13 protein-coding genes and 3 pseudogenes are annotated in these 20832 nt (G+C 44.6%); 5 read left to right on the plus strand and 11 right to left on the minus strand.

From position 1 onward, the window contains the following. Together glmS and truC are read left to right on the plus strand one after the other, a co-directional pair. Positions 1-1840 (plus strand): annotated as a pseudogene (gene glmS / locus G7Y90_RS02860) (glutamine--fructose-6-phosphate transaminase (isomerizing)). Positions 1841-2008: 168 nt separating this feature from the next. After that, on the plus strand, positions 2009-2779 hold the full coding sequence (gene truC, locus G7Y90_RS02865) for a tRNA pseudouridine(65) synthase TruC (RefSeq protein ID WP_502937413.1): 771 nt from the start codon (positions 2009-2011) through the stop codon (positions 2777-2779). Positions 2780-2997: 218 nt separating this feature from the next. Here truC and G7Y90_RS02870 read toward each other — a convergent pair whose 3' ends face one another. The 9 genes and pseudogenes from G7Y90_RS02870 to G7Y90_RS02915 form a co-directional block, all read right to left on the minus strand. Next, entirely contained in the window at positions 2998-3912 is a 915-nt protein-coding gene (locus G7Y90_RS02870; RefSeq protein ID WP_250163340.1) for an EamA family transporter, read from the minus strand. Between the two features lie 158 nt (positions 3913-4070). Further along, positions 4071-4370: a LysE family translocator gene (locus G7Y90_RS18815; RefSeq protein ID WP_444761251.1), complete on the minus strand. Its 300-nt coding sequence runs from the start codon at positions 4368-4370 to the stop codon at positions 4071-4073. A 159-nt stretch (positions 4371-4529) separates the two neighbouring features. Beyond that, positions 4530-5360, minus strand: a complete 831-nt coding sequence (locus G7Y90_RS02875; RefSeq protein WP_250163341.1) for a sulfite exporter TauE/SafE family protein — start codon at positions 5358-5360, stop codon at positions 4530-4532. A 77-nt stretch (positions 5361-5437) separates the two neighbouring features. Further along, on the minus strand, positions 5438-5938 hold the full coding sequence (locus G7Y90_RS02880) for a flavin reductase (RefSeq protein WP_109592032.1): 501 nt from the start codon (positions 5936-5938) through the stop codon (positions 5438-5440). A 136-nt stretch (positions 5939-6074) separates the two neighbouring features. Next, a pseudogene (locus G7Y90_RS02885) lies at positions 6075-7115 on the minus strand (methionine synthase). Between the two features lie 53 nt (positions 7116-7168). After that, entirely contained in the window at positions 7169-8206 is a 1038-nt protein-coding gene (locus G7Y90_RS02890) for a DUF1852 domain-containing protein (RefSeq protein WP_109592034.1), read from the minus strand. 374 nt (positions 8207-8580) lie between these two features. Beyond that, positions 8581-9195 (minus strand): YceI family protein, encoded by a 615-nt coding sequence (locus G7Y90_RS02895; protein WP_109592036.1) that lies wholly within the window; start codon positions 9193-9195, stop codon positions 8581-8583. 187 nt (positions 9196-9382) lie between these two features. Continuing rightward, a pseudogene (locus tag G7Y90_RS02910) lies at positions 9383-12468 on the minus strand (efflux RND transporter permease subunit). Next, entirely contained in the window at positions 12465-13793 is a 1329-nt protein-coding gene (locus tag G7Y90_RS02915; RefSeq protein WP_201560588.1) for an efflux RND transporter periplasmic adaptor subunit, read from the minus strand. Before G7Y90_RS02915 ends, G7Y90_RS02910 begins: the two are co-directional and overlap by 4 nt. A gap of 494 nt (positions 13794-14287) precedes the next feature. On the opposite strand from G7Y90_RS02915, the gene G7Y90_RS17645 reads away from it, so the two are divergent. After that, positions 14288-14416, plus strand: a complete 129-nt coding sequence (locus G7Y90_RS17645) for a hypothetical protein (protein ID WP_265088293.1) — start codon at positions 14288-14290, stop codon at positions 14414-14416. 128 nt (positions 14417-14544) lie between these two features. Here the strand turns inward: G7Y90_RS17645 and recG are convergent, their stop codons facing one another. Then, a complete protein-coding gene (gene recG / locus G7Y90_RS02920; RefSeq protein WP_250163344.1) occupies positions 14545-16911 on the minus strand; it encodes an ATP-dependent DNA helicase RecG in 2367 nt (788 codons plus the stop codon). Between the two features lie 272 nt (positions 16912-17183). Between recG and G7Y90_RS02925 the strand changes: the two genes are divergently transcribed. Further along, the gene (locus G7Y90_RS02925) at positions 17184-18197 is read left to right on the plus strand and encodes a patatin-like phospholipase family protein (RefSeq protein WP_349773392.1); all 1014 of its coding nucleotides are present in this window, start codon (positions 17184-17186) and stop codon (positions 18195-18197) included. Positions 18198-18347: 150 nt separating this feature from the next. Here the strand turns inward: G7Y90_RS02925 and G7Y90_RS02930 are convergent, their stop codons facing one another. Further along, positions 18348-18935: a hypothetical protein gene (locus tag G7Y90_RS02930; protein WP_055125406.1), complete on the minus strand. Its 588-nt coding sequence runs from the start codon at positions 18933-18935 to the stop codon at positions 18348-18350. A 526-nt stretch (positions 18936-19461) separates the two neighbouring features. Here G7Y90_RS02930 and argA point away from each other — a divergent pair. Beyond that, positions 19462-20787, plus strand: coding sequence for an amino-acid N-acetyltransferase (argA, locus tag G7Y90_RS02935; RefSeq protein WP_250163345.1), 1326 nt, complete (start codon positions 19462-19464; stop codon positions 20785-20787). Positions 20788-20832: the final 45 nt, after the last annotated feature.

Consider the following 20832-nt stretch of genomic DNA (forward strand, 5'->3'; position numbering starts at 1 on the left):
ATGTGTGGAATCGTTGGAGCAGTCGCTGAGCGTAATATCGCTAGTATCTTACTTGAGGGTCTTAAGCGTCTAGAATACCGTGGTTATGATTCTGCCGGTCTGACCGTCATTCGTGATGGCGAACTCCATCGCGAGCGCCAAGTGGGTAAAGTGCAAGCATTGGTCGATGCTGTGGCCGTCAATCCTGAATTTTTCGATGGTCATATTGGTATTGCGCATACACGTTGGGCCACCCATGGCGAGCCGGCACAGCGTAATGCCCATCCGCACGTATCAGGCAAGATTGCTGTGGTACATAACGGTATCGTTGAAAACTATGCCGAGTTAAAAGAAGAATTGATTGCTAAAGGTTACGTATTTACGTCACAGACCGATACCGAAGTCGTCGCTCATCTAATCAATGATATCTACAAAACCACACCTGATTTACTAGAGGCGGTTCGTGCCGTTATTCCGTTATTACATGGCGCATTTGCCCTTGGTATTTTGCATATCGACTGCCCAGAAGAGCTGATTACCGTCCGCTTAGGCTCGCCTTTGGTGATCGGTGTTGGGATTGGAGAAAACTTTATTGCTTCTGATCAATTAGCCCTACTGCCGGTCACCAATCGCTTTATGTATCTAGAAGAAGGTGATATCGCCAAATTGACGCGCAGTAGCATTCAGGTCTATGCAGATGGTGTCGAAGTAAAACGTCAGATACATGAAATTGATGCGGCACAGCACAATGCGGATAAAGGCGAGTTTAAGCATTATATGCTCAAAGAAAATGAGCAGCCAGACGCGGTAGCCCGTACTGTTGAGATGGCTGTAGATAGCGATGAGCCGTCTAAGCTGCGTGATGATTTTTTACAGCGTAATGAAGCGCAATTAAAAGGCATTAAGCATGTCCAAGTCATCGCTTGTGGTACCAGTTACCACTCAGGCTTGGTCGCAAAATATTGGTTTGAGAGCCTTATTCGTGTGCCTTGTTCCGTGGAAGTCGCTAGTGAATTCCGCTATCGCAATCCTGTCGTCATCGACAACACACTTGTCATTTGTATTTCTCAATCTGGCGAAACGGCAGACACGTTATCGGCGCTACGTGATATTCAAAAGCACACGCCAGCAGGTCTAGTTAGCTTAGCCTTATGTAATGTACCGACATCGTCTCTGGTACGTGAGACGGATATCTTTTTACCAACGCTTGCTGGTCCCGAGATTGGTGTTGCTTCTACCAAAGCCTTTACGACTCAGCTTGCGGCTTTGATGTTACTCGTCTTAAAAGTGGGTGTCGTGCAAGAACGTATGGCGGGCGAAAAATTGACCACTCTGCTAGGTCAATTACAAGAGCTACGCGGTCAACTACATGCCAGCTTGAACCTTGATGCGCCTATCAAAGCCATGAGTGAGCATTTTGAATATAAAAAGCTGCCTGTTCTTAGGTCGTGGTTTGCAGTTTCCAATAGCGCTAGAAGGCGCTTTAAAGCTGAAAGAAATCTCGTATATTCACGCCGAAGGCTACGCAGCAGGCGAGCTGAAACACGGTCCATTGGCATTGGTCGATAAAGACATGCCCATCGTCGTACTAGCGCCAAAAGACAGTATGTTTGATAAGCTAAAAGCCAACATGCAAGAAGTACACGCGCGTCATGGTGAGCTGTTCGTTTTTGCCAGTGAATCTAGTCAAATGGTCGCAGAAGACAGATTACATGTGGTCTATGTGCCCGATGTTTGTGAAACGCTTGCCCCTATCGTCTATAGCGTACCCGTACAGCTGTTGTCATACCATGTCGCAGTAATGCGCGGCACAGACGTCGATCAGCCGCGTAACCTTGCTAAATCAGTGACTGTTGAGTAACATAATTATTTGATTTTAATAATATTATCATTAATTAGTTGCTTTTTACACCGAATCCTTCGCTATCTGGTACGAATAAGATAGCGAAGGATTTTTTTGTGAATAACGAAATAGAAAAATATCAATCACTTATACAATTATAGTAGCTACAGTATGGACAATGAGAACATGGATATCGAAAGCGGCACCGCCAATCAAATCACTAATCAAATAGAAATAATCTATGAAGATGAATTTCTGGTGGCAATTAATAAAGAGGCTGGTCTATTGGTGCATCGCAGTTGGCTGGATAAAGGCGAGACGCGCTTTGCCATGCAACTCACCCGTGATGCGGTAGGTTGTCATGTATTTCCGGTGCATCGGTTAGACAAGCCCACATCGGGCGTATTATTGTTTGCCAAGAGCTCAGCCGTGGCGCGCAGCCTTGGCGAGGCCTTTACGGCACATACCGTGACGAAGCAATATCTAGCCGTGGTACGCGGCTTTATGCCAGACCAAGGCACCGTAGATTATGCGCTCAGCTTTCAACCCGATGCCATCGCCGATAAGTTTGCCGATTTGGACAAACCCGCTCAAGAGGCGGTGACCCATTGGCAAAGTTTGGCACAAATCGAGCTACCATTTGCTGTATCAAAAAAACATGATACGAGCCGCTATAGTCTTGTGCGCTTGACACCCGAGACTGGGCGCAAGCATCAGCTGCGCCGGCACATGCGACATGTATTCCATCATATCGTGGGTGATACCAGCCACGGCGATATACGTCACACACGATTTTTTCGTACTCACTATGATTGTACGCGCATGCTGCTGCATGCTCAGACTTTAGCGCTCAGCCACCCCGTCACTGGTGAGCCATTATTGCTAAAAGCTAAATTAGATGACCAATGGATGCGTATCTTAGAAGAGTTTTCTTGGGTGGACAGCGCTAAAGGTTAAACAGCGTAGGTTTTATCTTAGATAGTCATATGAAAGAAGTCGATATACTGATGCTAGATATGAAGGTTCGATACCCTAGTAAGGACTTGAACCTTCGGCTATGAGCTTTTGGATTTTTATTTTTATTTTTATTTTTATTTTTATTTTTATTTACCGTAAGCGCTGTTCTAGGAATAAGAACAGCTAACATCATATTGGCTAGCGCTTTCTTCCCAGTTTTATTTTATATTCGCTAGCACCAACCCCGACAATATCAATATCATTGCCAGCATCTTCCACCATGTCACGATCTCTCCTGTAAGTAGCACTGAGGTTGTCATACCGAATACTGGCACCAATAGAGCAAACGGCATAACCTTGGAAGCCGTATTTTGACTAAGCAGATGCGCCCACAGTCCAAATCCTATCAGCGTTGAGACATACACGATAAACCCAAGTGATAACCAAGACTTAAGCGATGCCTCGGTAAACGTCGCCAGCTGCCATGCCTCGGTCTCAAATATGAGAGAAGATAGAGTTAAAATCACGCAAGCGATCAGACCACCCCAAACCACGAGAGCGAGAGCAGACAACGCGGATGCCTTATTACTTCCAGTATTAGACGGAATAATAGCCCCGTCTGATCCTTGCTGCGTCGCTTGTGTTGACGCCTGTTTTGAAGCAATGTTTCCAAAGCTCCAACCTATGGCCGCAATCAAGATACAGACAAACCCAGCCAGAGGCATATCACCACCAAGGTTCAACGCGATGACGCTAAGCCCTAGCACACCGACCAGCATACCGATGATTTGCATGCGACTCACTGCCTCACCCAGTATAAAATACGCCAACAATACGGTAATAAAAATTTGAATTTGTAGCAATAGTGCCGTCAATCCTGCTGATGCCCTTAAGTGCATGGCAGTGAATACAAAAGCATACTGCATGACAAACGTACCGATAGCATAGATAAGTAATGTACGGTTAAATTTGGGCGGCTTCAGAAAGAAAACCAGTGGCACAGCGGTAAAGAAGAAACGCAGGGCGGTGAGCATTAGCGGTGGAAAGCTTTCAAGTCCCCATGCAATAAAGGTAAAGTTCACACCCCAAATAAAAGTAACCAGTACAGCCAATGCAGTGTATATAGGAGTCATATCGTTGGCCTAAGAAATTATGGCTGGTTATTATATTTAAAAAAATTTTATGACAATCTCGTATTAACCATAGGAGGCTTTTAGAGAGTGAGTAATACACTTACAAACAATAGAACGGCAATGAGCATTAATGCTGCACCGCCTATTTTTGTAATTAACTATAGGTTATCTTGAGCTTTCCATAGATACCGGCTGGCTAAAGCAAATGCTTCTGCGTAGCAAAAATGGATCAGTAAAACCAATAGGCAAAAAGCTGAAGCTAAAATGAGAAATTGAGAAAGATAGGTTTGCTCAGTATCGATAAATTGCGGAAATACAGCCATAAAAAATAAGATAGGTTTTGGGTTAGAAAGAGAGGTTAGCAAACCCTCTTTGAATAACCTACTAGCACTTGTACTACTCACATCTAACGTGTTGTCAGACTCTAGGACAAATGATTTTCTTTTTCCAAAGGCCATTTTGAAAAACAAAAGAGTATACCCCAACAGAACCAGTTACTTCACCCTTTAGACCCATTAATAGACCACTTAAAGCAGACTGATATAAGAAAGAGAACCACTCAAAATAAACTTTTGAACGATCTAAACGTTGCAGTTTAAACGCGCCAATATAAAGACTTAAACCAATCCCTTATACAGAAAGTAACACCCTACAACCGTTAATAACAACGCAAAGCATTTTTTCAATAATTGCGGTGATAGTATATGAGCAACTTTCGCGCCTAGCTTGGCGGTAAAAAAGCTCATGATGCTGATCCCTAAAAAGGCATAAATGTGCACAAAGCCAATGGTGTTAGGCACATCAATTCGTTGCTGCATCCCAAAAAATAAACCTAATGCTCCAGCAATAGCAATCGGCAGACCACAAGCTGCTGAGGTGCCAACGGCTTTTTGCATGACTACACCATAACGCGTGAGATAAGGCACGGTTAAGCTACCGCCGCCAATACCGAAAATGGCAGAAGCGATACCGATAACCCCACCTGCTGCTAATTGCCTAGGTTTTGAAGGCAGTTGTGTATTAGCATCGTCGGCACTACTAGAATTGGTAGCAGGATTAGCAACCTGTTTTTTGCCACCGAAAAACATCTTGTAGGCGACCCACAGCAAAAATACGCCAACAATGAGTTGAAGGTACAGCCCAGATACCTGCCCTGCAATCCCTGCCCCTAAAAAGCAACCAATCGCTAAGCCTGGTGCCAGATTTTTAAAGACAGGCCACATGACTGCGCCTTTTTTATTGTGTGCCATTAACGAGCTGATAGAGGTGACAATGATGGTCGCCAATGACGTCCCCAATGCCAAATGCATGATATTGTCAGGGCTGTAACCCATTTGCGTAAAGACGATGAATAATAATGGCACGATAATTGTGCCACCGCCCACACCAAATAGCCCCGCAGCAAATCCTGCTAGCGCGCCTATGATTAAAAAAATGATTAATTCCACGGGATATTTACTTCTTATGTAGAGTTAGTACGATGGTTATTTTAGTTCAGTGACAATCAATCAGTTAAAAAGCCAACTTAAGCGATTTCTACTTGATCCACTTGACCAACCCGAGAATAGGCACGATTAAAATACACCAAACTCTCTTCTTGCTCACTTTGTCTAATAGCGACCACCCGGCACATGAAAACACTGTGCGTGCCCACTTGCTGAATGTCCTCAATCTCACAATCAAAACTGACCAATGCATCATCTAAAACGGGAGCGCCTGTTTTAAGCGGTGACCAAGAGCCATATTCAAATCGCTCTTGTGAACTCAATTTGGAGGCAAAAGCGTTAGATATTGATTCGTGCTGTGCGCCTAAAACATTGACACTTAACGTTTTATTTTCAATAAAATGGGCATGTGAGCGAGATGTCTGATTCATGCAAACCAGCAAGGTTGGCGGTGTATCGGTGACGCTACACACCGCAGATGCGGTAAATCCATGAGTACCAGCGCTGCCTTCTGTGGTAATGACATTGACCGCGGTTGTTAACAAAGACATACCGTCTCTAAAATCGGTGGCTTCAATCATGACTTAACTCCTAAATTTTAAATCTTTAAGTTCATTGATAACTGAGGTCACTCATGAGTTTAAACAAGCTAGTATAGACGGGGTTAAAAACCCAACCTATAAAAGCTAAATTTTGCATCAGTTTAGTCAATGAACCCTAAGCGGTCAGTTCTTGACGCACGATTGCTGCGCCTGCACTTAACGCTTGCAGCTTACCTCGTGCCACTTGTCGAGACAACGGTGCCATGCCACAGTTGGTTGAAGGATACAACTTATCCGCATCGACGAATTGCAATGCTTTGCGTAGTATATGGCCACTTCTCAGGGGTTTCAATGGTATTGGTTGCCACATCAATGGCACCATCATCATTTTTTACCAGGATCAATTCAATCAAATCCATGGGAACATGTGAGTTTGACACTCTAAAGAGACAATATCAATATTCGACTGTTGCAATTTAGGGAATGCTTGCTCATATTGACGCCACTCTGAACCCAGTGTCTTTTTCCAATCAGTATTGGCTTTGATGCCATAACCGTAGCAGATATGCACCGCCGTTTCACACTTTAGACCTTCAATAGCACGCTCTAACGTGGCAATACCCCAGTCGTTGACGTCATCAAAGAACACATTAAATGCAGGCTCATCGAACTGGATAATATCCACCCCAGCCGCTTCTAATTCTCTGGCTTCTTGATTTAAGATTTTAGCAAATTCCCACGCCAATTTTTCACGGCTTTTATAATGACCATCATACAAGGTATCAATCATGGTCATCGGACCAGGCAGTGCCCATTTGATTGGCTGATCGGTTTGTGCACGTAAAAACTTAGCATCATCAACAAATACAGGCTTTTGACGACTTACCGTGCCCACGACTGACGGCACACTGGCATCATAACGATTACGAATGCGCACGGTCTCACGCTTCTCAAAATCGACGCCATCCAGATGTTCAATAAAGGTGGTCACAAAATGCTGACGAGTTTGCTCGCCGTCACTGACAATATCAATGCCTGCATGCACTTGTTCTTGCAATGTCAAACGTAGCGCGTCTTGTTTGGCTTCAAGCAGTTGCTCACCTTCTAATGCCCAAGGTGACCAGATTTTTTCAGGTTCTGCAAGCCAAGAAGGTTTCGGTAAGCTGCCAGCCGTTGACGTCGGTAATAACTTTTGTGTCGGTAATAATATTGTCATACGATTCATCTTCTTATTTATTGGTATTCTCATTTCAGCCAGATTGAGCGTGTTTAGGCAGCGTATTCTTTATTCGTACATGCTTCTGCCGCGTGCTCATTTACATCATAGCTTGCTGCCCACTCATTAAGAATGGTTTGGTATGGCTTGATGAACTGCTCTTCGGTGAATTTACCTTGTGTCACTGCCATCTGACTACGCTCTGCGCGATCATAGACGATTTGCGTTAGGGAGTAATCTTGGTACTTCAAACTAGGTTGATAAACTTGAGCGGCTGCCGAATTGGCATTATAAATCTCAGGTCGGTAGATTTTTTGAAAAGTCTCCATGGTAGCAATCGCACTGATCAGCTCAAGGTCGGTGTAATCGCTCAGCAAGTCACCCGCAAAATAAAATGCTAATGGCGCGGCGCTACCCGTAGGCATAAAGTAGCGAACGGTTAAGCCCATTTTGGAAAAGTACTCATCGGTTAGTGATCCTTTGTTCAAAGAGCAGCCATCTTGTTTGTATTCAACGCCCAATAAAGGGTGCTGATTGGTCGTACGTTGATAGGTTTTACTGGTGGAAACACTCAAGCAAATCACAGGCTTCTTGGTGAAATTAGCTTGGTAAGCTTCTGAATTCAATAAATACTGAAACAGTTTGCCATGTAAGTCACCGAAATCTACTGGTGGCGCAGATGATGGATGTTTATCGAAATGGTCTAATAAGACCACGCTAAAGTCATAATCGCGCACATAAGATGAGAAACTATTACCAATCATACCGTCAATACGGGTGTTTTCTTTATGATCAACAATCGTTGTTTGCAGCATCTCGATGATAGGGAAAGTATCGCCATTTCCTGCCACATCCATGTCGACAGAAATAATATCAACCTCAACAGAATAACGATCTGCGGTGGGATTATCCCAATGTGCCAATGCATTAAAACGATTATTTATCATTCTTAACGTTTTGCTTAAGTTCTCTTGACGATGCTCGCCACGCGCCAAATTCGCAAAGTTCGTCGTGAGACGCGTGCTATTTGCAGGATGATAGTTTTCATCAAAACGAATGCGCTTAATTGCACAACTAAATTCTTTACTCATGATAATCCGCTACCCTAATCTAATCTCATTATTTGAGATAAAACCAAATTTGTGTATGAGGTGAATCATACCTAAACTATTACATGAATAAAAACGATACTATTTAAATATAAAATGAATATAATTCATGTTAATGAAGTTATGGTATGACATGAGATTGGATAGCGGAGACTTTACGACTTACTCGATAGCATCATTCAGCAAAAAATAAGCCTGTAGAAAAATGAGCTACGCTAAAGAAAGCATAAAGAAAATTTCGATAAACTAACTAACGAATCTAAGGATTCTCTCATTAAAAAAGTCGAAACTTATTTTCTAAGTCTCAGCCCTTTTTTTTGATAATATAAATAGAAAATTACTTTCTATTGATTGTGTTAGCGCTTTGCAGCTTCAATCTGAATATTTAGCTGAACTTTTTCAGTAATACCTAATAATGTATATTTACTGATGCCCCATTTCGTTCGATCAATGGTCGTTGTGAAATCCCCACCGCAAACTGGCTTTTTCAATATTGGGTTTAGATAGCAATTAAACTTGGTAGCCGTCAGCGTAATGGGGTTAGTCTTGCCATGTAGTGTCAACATACCATCAACCTTGCTGACATTTGAGCCACTACCATCAGTCGTAAAATACCATTTGGTAGAATCAAATTGCGCCAGTGGAAACTGCTCAATATCGAAAAAATCTGCGCTTTTTAACGTAATATCAAATGCTGTATTGCCTGTATTTAGGCTATTCAGAGGAATTACTAGCGAGATATTACCGGTCTTAGCCGCTGGATCATAATCTAGCTGCCCAGTGATATTATAAAAGCCACCTGTGTTGGTAGAGGTATTAAAATGGTCAATAGCAAAGCGTACATTGGTATGAGTGGGATCAATATCGTAAGTCATCGCCTGACTGCTGGCGATACCTAACATGCTTAGGAATAAGGCTAGTAGCGGCTTCCGCGAGGACAGTATGACTGTCGAGAGGGACATTTGATTCATAGTAACATTCCTTTGCTGGATAAATGATAGAGCAATCACATCCTTTGTGATTGTGCTCTTATAACTACTCTCTTATATAATGACAACAAGCCCATACTTAATCAATAAATATAGGCTTGTCTATTTTAGACATAGCATTATCACTGCTAACGCTATGTGATAAGTATGATCAAATAAATCCTTTAAATCATACTTTACTATCTGTCGTTGTCTGCTCTTTGCCACTAGGTACGAGCCATTTAGCAAACCATCCTGACAAATCATCCATCAAAGTATAAACCACGGGAATTACCACAAGGCTTAATAACGTCGAAGTCACCAGACCACCCAATACCGCAGCGGCCATCGGACGACGGAAGGTTGGATCAGCATCACCCCAACCGAAGACTAAGGGCAACATCCCCGCGCCCATCGCAATGGTGGTCATAATAATAGGACGCGCCCGCTTGCGGCAAGCATCGATAATAGCCTCAAAACGCGCCAAACCTCGACGCTGTGCAATCAGTGCATAATCGACCAGTAAGATAGAATTTTTGGTAGCAATACCCATTAGCATAATAAAGCCGATCATCGATGGCATAGAAAGACTGCTATTGGTAATAACCAAGCCCAAAAGCGCCGCCTATCGATAAAGGCAATGCCATCAAAATGGTAAAAGGCTGCAATATACGCCCAAACAATAGAATAAGTACGCCTAAAATACAAACCACACCGACCGACATCGCAATCACAAAACCGCTGAATAGCTCAGCCATGTTTTCTGCTTGACCTTGGTCAATAATGGTAATGGAAGGCGGTAGTTGTTGCATGGCAGGTACTGATTTAACCGCTTGTACCAAATCTCCAAGCTCGCCACTCGCAGGTTGCACCGTGATACTGATGGCGCGTTCCCGATCGAGCCTGCTAATCTGCGCAGGCCCAGTGCCAAAGTCCAATGACGCGACTTCACCCACACGTACACCCTGTCCTGCGGGTAACGAGCTCGGTACATATAGACCTTCTAATTGACTGACATTTTGTTTGGCAACATCTGGTAGACGAATGACGATAGGAATCTGCCGCGTATCCAAATTGAGCTTGGATAAACGCTGCTCATAGTCACCCACCGTCGCCACTCGTAACGTCGTAGCGATGTCTTGCGTGGTCACCCCTTTCCGCCATCCTTCTGTCTGGTGTCACCGTTACTCTTGACGCGGCAAACTGCGGTCACTGGTCACGGAGCCAGCACTGGGCAGCCCTCGAATCTCTGACATGATTTGCTGACGGTTTGTTCAAGCAATTGCGGATTGGTGCTGGTCATAGAGAAGTTGTAACCTCTCTCCACCCTCGACAAACCAACGGTAAAGCGCGCACCTGGGACTTCTGCCAACAAACTACTTATTTGACGTTCAATCTCTTGCTTAGAGCCGCGCTCTGCACGCGGTGCTAGCACGATATCTAGACCTGCTATATTTTCGGCTTTGCCACCACTAGAGTTTGAGTCCATGCTAGCCTGAGCCTCACCGACTGAGGTAAAAATATTGGTGACTTCAGACATTGCTAAAATACGTTCACTTGCCAGCGCAGCAACGCGCTCTGTGTCTTCCAGTGCAACGTCAGGTGTCAACTCAATCGCCACACGAGTTTGGTCAATGTCATTATCAGGAATAAACGACGTTGGTAGTAATTTGACAAGCATCAGTGATGCCACGAATAACACTAAAGTTGCACCCATCGTCAGCCAGCGATGATGCAGTGTCCATGCCACTATTTTGAGATACCAACCCATCAGCGCGCTTTGCTTCTCAACGTGTTTTTTCTCTGGTCGCAATATATACGCTGCCATCATCGGTGTGATAAGACGCGCGACCATCAAAGACGCAAAAATCGATAATGCAGCCGTCCAGCCAAACTGACGGAAAAACTGTCCAACGATACCGCCCATAAAGGCGGTGGGTAAAAACACGGCAATCAAAGTAAATGTGGTGGCGACTACTGCCAAGCCAATCTCGTCAGCCGCTTCCATCGCTGCTTCATACGGTGTCTTGCCCATGCGTAAATGCCGTATGATATTTTCGACCTCGACAATCGCATCATCGACCAATACCGATCACTAACGATAATGCCAACAAAGATATAATATTGAGGCTAAAGCCAAATAAGTACATACCTAAAAAGGTGGGAATCACTGATAATGGCAAGGCGACAGCAGCAACTATCGTCGCCCGAATATTGCGCAAAAATAAGAATACGACGACGACTGCTAACAGACCACCTTCGATCAGCATCCGTAAAGAAGCTTGATAATCTTCAGCGATGGGCGTTGCCCGATCATAGACCTTTTCAATCGTGATATTACCTACATCGGCTGACAGCTTGGCAAGCTGCATCAACCAGCTCCATGACCTCGACTTCACTGGCACCACGCGAGCGGGTGATGTTAAATGCCACTACCGTTTGCCCGTCAAGCTTAGCAATAGAGCTTGGGTCAGCCGCGCCATCTGTGATTTGTGCCATACGTCCAAGCGCTTGCGTGCCGCCTGCTGGGATTGCCACTTGTAAATCATTGAGCTCACTTGCCCGCTCCACCGCACCAAGGACACGAATCGTCTGGGTGGTTTTGCCCACTTCTGCTTCACCACCAGAGCTGTCCTGCTGAATACCCGTGATTTGATTGGATAGTTGTGTGATAGAGAGCTTAAGACCACTCAAGGTAATCGGGTCAGCTGCGACGGTAATTTCACGCTGCAAACCACCAATACGGCTTACCGTACTGACACCCGGTATATCAGAAAGACGCTTGGTGACCGTATCATCGACGAACCAAGACAAGTCTTCCACATTCATGTTTTCAGCAGCCACAGAATAAGTGACAACGGGGAATCCTGCGGTTGAAACTTTAGTAATAATAGGGTCATTGGCAGCGGCAGGCAAATCGCCGCGTACCTCGCCTACTGCCGAGCGCACATCATCGACCGCTTCTTGAATATCCTTTTCTAACACAAACTCTGTGACCATGGTGGCAGCACCCGTTTGTAACGTGGTGCGAATATGCTTGATACCCTCAATACTGGTGAGCTTGTTTTCTATCTTTTTTGCGATGTCGTTTTCGAGCTGTGATGGCGCGGCACCCGGTAAAGTCACCGTGACCACGACTGCAGGTAAGTCAATATCAGGAAACTGCTGCACCTTCATTTTCATAAAGCCATAAATACCGCCTAACGTCAGTAGTATGAATAGCAAAATGGCAACTAAAGGATTTTTTATCGAGTAAGCAGAAACATTTAAACTCATGGTTGTGCCTGCGCTGCTGTACTCGTTTGGCTAACACCATCAACGATACGCACCAAATCTCCATCATTTAAAAAGCTGCCGCCTTGTTTGACAATTTGACTGTCACTAGGCAATGGCTCTAGCACTGCCACGTTTTCGCCAAGTCGCTCGCCCAATGTCACTCGTTGTTGCTTGATACGACCCATGGTCTGACCATTTTGAGTCGTCACATTGGTTACTAGCATCACATAATCATAGCCATCGTTGCTGACGATAGCGCTATTGGGCACCGTTTGCGTACTGGCACTGCCTAATAGGAACTCACCCGTTTGATACATACCCGCGCGTACTTTTGCATTGGCTGCCAAGCTCGCATAGATGGTAATCTGCCGGTTGTTGTCCGCCGTTGGTGCTATGCGGCTCACTTTCCCCATTACCGTATCACCATCTGGTAAGCTCACCCGTACTGGTGTTCCGACACTGACTTCACCGACAAGCTTGGGATCAATATCTGCACGCCATTCCAAAATACCACCTTTAATGATAGTAAATAATGGCTCGCCACCAGCAACCATACCGACCTCCGCCATTTTCTCGCTGATGACACCGCTGACTGGTGCGACCACTGTTGCATTATCTACACTCAAGCGCTGAGTGCTCAGACGCGCTTTGGAGGCTTGTAGCGCAGCCTGTGCTTGAAGTTTTGCAGTGCGATAGCGATCGGCTTCTTGTTTACTAATGGCATCAATATCTATCAATGGCAATACACGAGCAGCATCAGCGCTGGCATTGGCAAGCGTCGCTTCTGCTTCGGCAACATCTGCCTCTGCTTGCAAGACTTGCTGCTCCATAGCATCGGTATCAAATATCGCCAATACTTGACCCGCTTTGACGCGATCACCTTCTTCGACCAATATACGTTCGATAGCCACGCCATTGACTTTAGCACTGACATTCGCCGTATCTTTGGCATCAATGGTGCCATCAGCACTGAGTGTGTTACCAATATCATCTTGGCTTGGGCTAACCGTCTCTACTGATAACACCGCCTGCTCAGTACTTGTAGCGCTTGCAGTGGCACCATCACTTGAAGTACGACTAGAAACTGGCGATTCATCGGTCGCGGCTTTATCACTTCCGCCCCAATACTTTCCAAGTAGCACACCAATGATAAGCACGGCTGCCAATACGGGTAACAACCATAATGGTAATTTTGAAGCGGTTTTTTTAGACAATGTATCAGACTGGCGATACGGTGGTAGCTCAGATGGTTGAGGTGGTTCAATGTTGGTTTCTTGCTCGCTAGTCAGTGCTTGCTTATTATTAGGGTGTTCAAAATCACTCATAGTCGGTCTCTATAAATAAGCACGGTACTAACGCCGTAAAAGATATAAGGGAAACAAAATGATGCAGGCAGAGCTTGTCAAAATAGTCTTTTATCATTGTAGACTATCTCGTCATTGGGTCAATTGTGTTAAGTATCTACATAGTCAAGTGTTGATAGTAATCAAGACATAACAATCAAGATATAGTAAGACATTGAACTTAATAAAGGTATTAGTAGCAAAGATTATCAGGTGAACGATAAGTAAAGACAAAAGACAGCGTATTCCTAGTTCATTGCATAAGTCTTCTTCACACAAAATCCCTTGCTTAAAACTTATTCAGCCAATGAAAAAATGACCAAATATGCTGTCATATTGAATGCATTAAGATACGACCATTATAGTTGGAACAATCACTCGTAAAAATTAATGATACATACGCCCTACAGTTTAGACTTGTATTTATGGGGTAATTTGTCATTATTAAGATAACTCTACTAATAAAGAAATCCATCATGGCTAATAAATCAGACGTAAAGAAGCTTAAACAAGAAATTAAAGATACCAAAGCAAAAATTAAGCAGAAAAAGAAAGACCTCAAAGATCTTAAGAAGTCATTGAAAAAGTCGAAAAAAGCCAAATAGCTTTGTTTCCAGATGATGGCTCTACGTCAAAAAACAGAAGAGGATAGCGTTGGCTGTCCTCTTTTTTACCATTAATTTAGCCATTTTCAGCCCATTTAGACGATAGTCGATTGAATTGAGGAGACGCCCTAGGCATTGGTATAACGACTCGCCTCAGGCATCCAGCGGTGAATCAGTTGGCTGACATCTGCCTTGCGCGTAGGATCTGCAATTAGATGTTTGGCTAAACGCTGAGCAATGGCAAACAGCTGCTCGTCACGTATCAGATCAGCCAAATAATAACCAACATTACCCGTTTGACGTTTGCCTAATAACTCACCGGGACCACGCAGTTCCAAATCTTTTTGGGCAATGACAAAACCATCAGTGCTATCACGCAGGACATTTAAGCGCTCTGTACCAGTTTCTGATAATGGCTTTTGGTATAACAGTACGCAATAGCTTTTGGTTGAGCCACGCCCGACTCGCCCGCGCAGCTGATGTAATTGCGATAGACCTAATCGTTCGGCATTTTCGATGACCATTAACGACGCATTAGGGACATCGACCCCAACTTCAATGACCGTTGTGGCAATCAGCAAGTCCAAATTGCCAGCTTTAAATGCTTGCATGATGGCTTGTTTGTCAACGGATTTCATCTTGCCATGGACAAGACCAATGCGAATATTCAAGCGCTCATTTAAATCTTCATAAGTGGCTTCAGCGGCTTGCGCATCTAGCACACTAGATGCTTCGACCAACGAGCAAACCCAGTACGCTTGCCTACCCGCTTCACAATTAACCGCAATCCTCTCAATGACTTCATCGCGTCGATTACGGTCAATGGTCACCGTAGTAATTGGCGTACGCCCCGGTGGCAATTCATCAATGATAGAGGTATCCATATCACCATAAACGCTCATTGCGAGCGTGCGCGGAATTGGTGTAGCGGTCATAATCAGCTGATGCGGCGTGCTATTCGCCACACCTTTATTGGTCAGTGCCATACGCTGCTCAACACCAAAGCGATGCTGTTCATCGATAATAACTAAGCCCAATTTGGCAAACTGTACCTGCTCTTGAAACAGTGCATGAGTACCGACGACCACTTGCACCGTGTTTTCTGCGACTGCTTCCAATGCTTCGCGGCGCTGCTTCGCCGTTTGTTTCCCAGCAAGCCAGCCAACACCGATACCTAACGGTTCAAACCATTGTTTGAAATTGACCAAATGCTGCTCTGCTAAAATTTCTGTGGGTGCCATAACCGCCACTTGCCAGCCACTATCTAGCGCATAACCCGCCGCACCCGCTGCGACCAGAGTCTTGCCCGCGCCAACATCACCTTGCACCAACCGCAGCATTGGGATGGACGTTGCCATATCAGCCGTAATATCTTTCATGACTCGTTGCTGGGCACCCGTTAAATCAAACGGCAATGCTGCAAACAACTTATCAGCCAATGGACTTTGCGTGGCGCATTTGGGTGCTTTATGCTGATGCAGTTGCTGACGACGATATAACAAGCTGAGCTGATGGGCAGTTAATTCTTCAATAATCAAACGCTGGCATGCCGCATGAGTACGGGCACTTAACTGGGTGAGTAGCTGATATTGTCGTCCTGCGTCAGTATAAGTCGGCGGTGTATGCAGTAATACTAAGGCTTCAAATATCGTCAGGTTATAGACGTTGTTATTAACTGTTCTATTAGCGACTATATGGATATCACTGTTTGTATTATTATTGGCATCATAGACATTGGCTTTATTGACACTACTAACGCTATGACCAGTCGTATTATCTGGCACACTACGCGCCAGTGTCGAGAATATATCTTCTGGATACTCTGCCTCTGTTATTACTGTCTTCGTCGGTTCAAAAGGCGCTAATGGCAAGTCAGCCACGACTGCAAAATCTGTAGGAGTAAACAGCGTCATTGGTAAGCCTTCACTACGAACCGTCTGTAATGCCAGCTTAATTAAGGTGCGCAGCTTATTTTGATGTAAACCATTAACACTTGGATAAATGGGCTGCAAACCGGTATTTACTACCGTCTCATTACTACTGATAATTTGATATTCAGGATGGTGGATTTGCTTACCATAACGGCTCACTTTGACTTCGCCAAATAATTGCAGCTGTGTCCCTAAGCTCATGGTTTGTGCAAGGCCACGATAAACCTTAAAAAACCGTAGCGATATGGTGCCCGTATCATCATCTACCACGACCGTCATACCGCTGCGCTTGGTGTCAACGTGTACCACACGCCCAGTAATTAACGCAGACTGCCCGTGCCCCACCTCTGCTATAGACAGCAGTCGGCTACGATCTTCATAATCACGTGGCAGATGCAGCAATAAATCAAATATTCGTTTAATATTCAATTGTGCCAACTGTTCTGCGAATTTTAATCCCACACCCGCCAGCGCCGTCACTGGCATATCTAGCGCTGAGAGTGGCAGCTCAGACCCAAAGTGCTCTGTTGGGCTAGTTAAAGAAGCGTTCACTGATACTGACATCAAAGATCCTAACGATATTATTTTTAGTTTTCATATACTCATTCAAGTATTTTCAATATACCGTATATGATGACAGTTTTTATAAAACAGCTGTCATCAACAGGACACATCAAAACACCGACTCATTTCATTATAGCTGACAATACAATTGCTTATGCTCAGCTATTTAGTAATACTGCGTCAAAAAGCCTGAAAGTCAAACGGCTCATTTGTATCATATCAATAACTGATGTCTTATTTTCCGTATTATCGTCATTTTATAAGGTGTTTTTATGTTCGCTGCCCAGTACCGACAACCTCTTAATAGTCTAAGAGTGCGACATAGTATGAGAGTGCTATGCACCAGCTTAATTGCCGTACTCGGATTATCTATTAGCGCTTGTAGCTCTCTAACGCCAGCGCAGCCGTTACCTGAAACACCAAAAATAGCGCCACTTAATGTGGCGTTAGTCTTGGGCGGCGGCGGTGCCAAAGGCTTCGCCCATGTTGGGGTGATTAAAGCACTAGAAGCAAATGGTATTAAGCCCACGCTCATCGTTGGCACCAGCGTCGGTAGCTTGGTTGGTAGCCTATATGCGAGCGGTTACACACCAGTACAACTTGAGCAACTGGCACTGACCACTACAGATAGCGAATTGACAGATTTTGTCTTATCCAACCAAGGTGTCATCGAGGGTATCAAACTCAAGAACTTTATCAACGATAAAGTCGATGGACGAGTAATAGAGGATTTCCCTATCCGCTTTGCAGCAGTCGCGGCGGAGAAGCATACTTTGAAAAAAGCCATTTTTACCACTGGTGATGCAGGGCTTGCCGTTCAAGCGTCCTGTAGCGTACCGAATATTTTTATTGCACCGCGTATCCCCGAAAAGGTCGGTAAAAAATATATCGATGGTGGCGTGGTCAGCCTAGTACCTGTCGATAGCGCCCGTGATTTGGGCGCTGATATTGTTATTGCCGTTGATGTGACAGACACTGGTATTAACAATCCTAGCGGTGTCTCTACACTTGATAAAAAATTAAACCTCAACGGATTAAGCAATTTTTGGGGATTTTTGGAGAGTAATGTCGTAGCCTCGCCAAGCGCCAATCGTGCCTCATCGATGCAGCGTGAACGAGATCGTGCTGATGTGCTGATTACGCCTGCGGTCAGTCATATCAGCTCACTAGATACCAGCCAGCGCCGTGCTCTCATAGCTGCAGGCTCGCAAGCCACTACCGCACAGATGGCTGCCATCAAGCAATTAATCAAAGAAAAATCTAACCAGAAATACGCGACGCTTTAAGCGCCTTGCAACGGCGTACCAAAATTTCTTGTTAACAACCCATAAAAAAGCACCACAGCAACGAGCCGTGATGCTTTTTGTGATTAAACGAATATTAAGCCGGTATTAAATAAATCACACTGATAAAATACTTAATACTAAATGACTGACTTATTTCACACGTGCACGGTATTTAACCACTACGGTGTCATTAAGGCCAACACCCTCTAAATCCCAGCGTACCGCTTTATAATATTTTAATGGAATTTCTTGCAGTTGGTTATCCACTTTTCCACGTAATGGCATACGGGCAAAAGTATTGCCGTCTGCACTGCCGTATGGAAATTCAGGTGATACTGTACGCAATAACTCTACCTGCTCAGGGATACTCATCGTCACGGTCATTTTTCGGACGCGATCTGCATTGGTATTGGTAAAATAGCCTTGGTACTCCAAGACATTACCTGATTGCAGGCGCGTACTAGCATTCACCGGAGCCAAAACCTCTTGACCATTTGCATCAACGCTAATCAATGACGCGGTAATTTTACTATTGACGGCCTGTGCACTCGAGTTGCTGCTTTTAGTAGCATTGGTCTGTACAGCTGCCGAACTATCAACGGCTTGTTCTGGCGTCGGTAGCATTGCCGAGGCTTGCGTCACTACCATCGCACCGATGAGCGTACCAGCCACAACGTGGAATAAGCGATGTCCGCTCCAAGCACTAAATGGGCTAGCAAATTGGTTACTTTTTTTCATGGTTTTCATTATCCCTGGTTAATATGTCGGTAAAACGCAGCTGGTAAAATTTGAATGACTTTTGGTGTATTGAATCGTTGATAGGCAGCGCAATTTAGACGAAATATATCCACTTATAAGAAACATGCTATAAGAAACATAACTCATTATAAATGGTCGACTGTTATAGTTGGCAGACCTAGTATCGCTGCTGATTGTAGTGACAGCTAATGGCAAGCGCTGCTGGCGTCTATGCTGCTGGCGTCTATATTGTCATAGCTGGTAAGCTTATCGTATAAAGTTTTTATTTTATTGATTATCTTCGTTCATCGCCTGTAAAGCAATAGCGCTTAGCATAGCAAAAAGTGTTTGTACGTACACTAACCCCGTGTTGAGGTTGTGTATATCGTCCATCAGTGATAAAAATTGATTGATACTACTGAAATAAAAGATAGCTCATAACGGCGTTTTTTGCTATGGTAATTCTTTAGCGATAGGCATTTTTTGCTACGCCCCTTTTCTTATTCTCACTACTATTGCCCTTATTATGACTACTAGCGCCATGCCCCAAATTAACCCTGAATATGTCCATTGGTTCCGTAACTCTGCCCCCTACATCAATACCCATCGCGGCAAAACGTTCGTGATTATGTTTGGTGGTGAGGCGGTCAATCATCCAAATTTCAGCACCCTTATTCATGATTTTGCGCTACTGCATAGCTTAGGTATCAAGCTGGTATTGGTACATGGAGCGCGACCGCAAATCGAAAAGAACTTAAAAGATGCTGACATTACCTCCCCACTGCATCAAGACATTCGAATTACACCGCGCGTGGCGATGCCTGCTATTTTACAAGCGGTAGGCGCTATTCGCCTGCAACTCGAAGCACAGCTGTCGATGGGACTGGCCAATTCACCTATGTATGGTTCACGCATCGATGCCATTTCAGGCAATTTTGTGACCGCACGTCCTTACGGTATTCGTGATGGTATCGATTACCAAATGACTGGCGAAGTGCGCTCTATCGATGTTGAAGCCATCAAAAACAACCTGCTACACGACCATATTGTGATTTTAGGCTCAATGGGTTATTCAGCGACTGGTGAAGTCTTTAATTTGTTGGCTGAAGACGTGGCGCTCAGTGCGGCTGTGGCACTGGGTGCTGATAAGCTTATCTTCTTGGGCGAAGAAGCAGGCATCAATGACGATGATCGCTTACTAAGGGAGATGATTCCTAATGAAGTCGATCGCTTCTTACGTGATCGTGATTTAAATTGCGAGATCAATTATTTCTTAAATTGCGCCAGTTTGGCTTGCCGCCAAGGCGTCCATCGCACCCATATTATCTCGTACGCCAAAGACGGTGCCTTATTAGAAGAGTTATTTACTCGTGATGGCTCTGGCACTCTTATCAGCCATGACCCTTACGAAGAGATTCGTCGTGCCAATATTGACGATGTGGTCGGACTGATTGAGCTATTATCACCGCTAGAAGAGCAAGGCATATTAGTCAGCCGCTCACGCGAACGCTTAGAGCAAGAGATTGATAATTATAGTGTCATCGAGCGTGATGGTATGATTTTGGGCTGCGCGGCGCTATATCCATTGGATGCAGAATCAGCAGAAGTTGCCTGTGTCGCCGTACATCCCGATTATCGTAGCGGTAGTCGCGGTGCAGACTTACTGGCATTTTTAGAGCAACAAGCGCGCAGTCATGGTCTGCACAAGTTGTTTGTGTTGACAACACGGACGGCACATTGGTTCGTCGAGCAAGGCTTTGCCGAAGTCGAGGAGGCCAGCGCGTTACCTGCATCGCGTCAAGAAAAATACCATAATGGTCGTAATTCTAAAGTCTTTCAAAAAACTCTTTAGATGCTCAATCTCTAGTCATAAAAAAGCCCTCATAATATTATGAGG

The sequence above is a fragment of the Psychrobacter sp. WY6 genome, from assembly GCF_018448495.1.
Taxonomy (GTDB): domain Bacteria; phylum Pseudomonadota; class Gammaproteobacteria; order Pseudomonadales; family Moraxellaceae; genus Psychrobacter.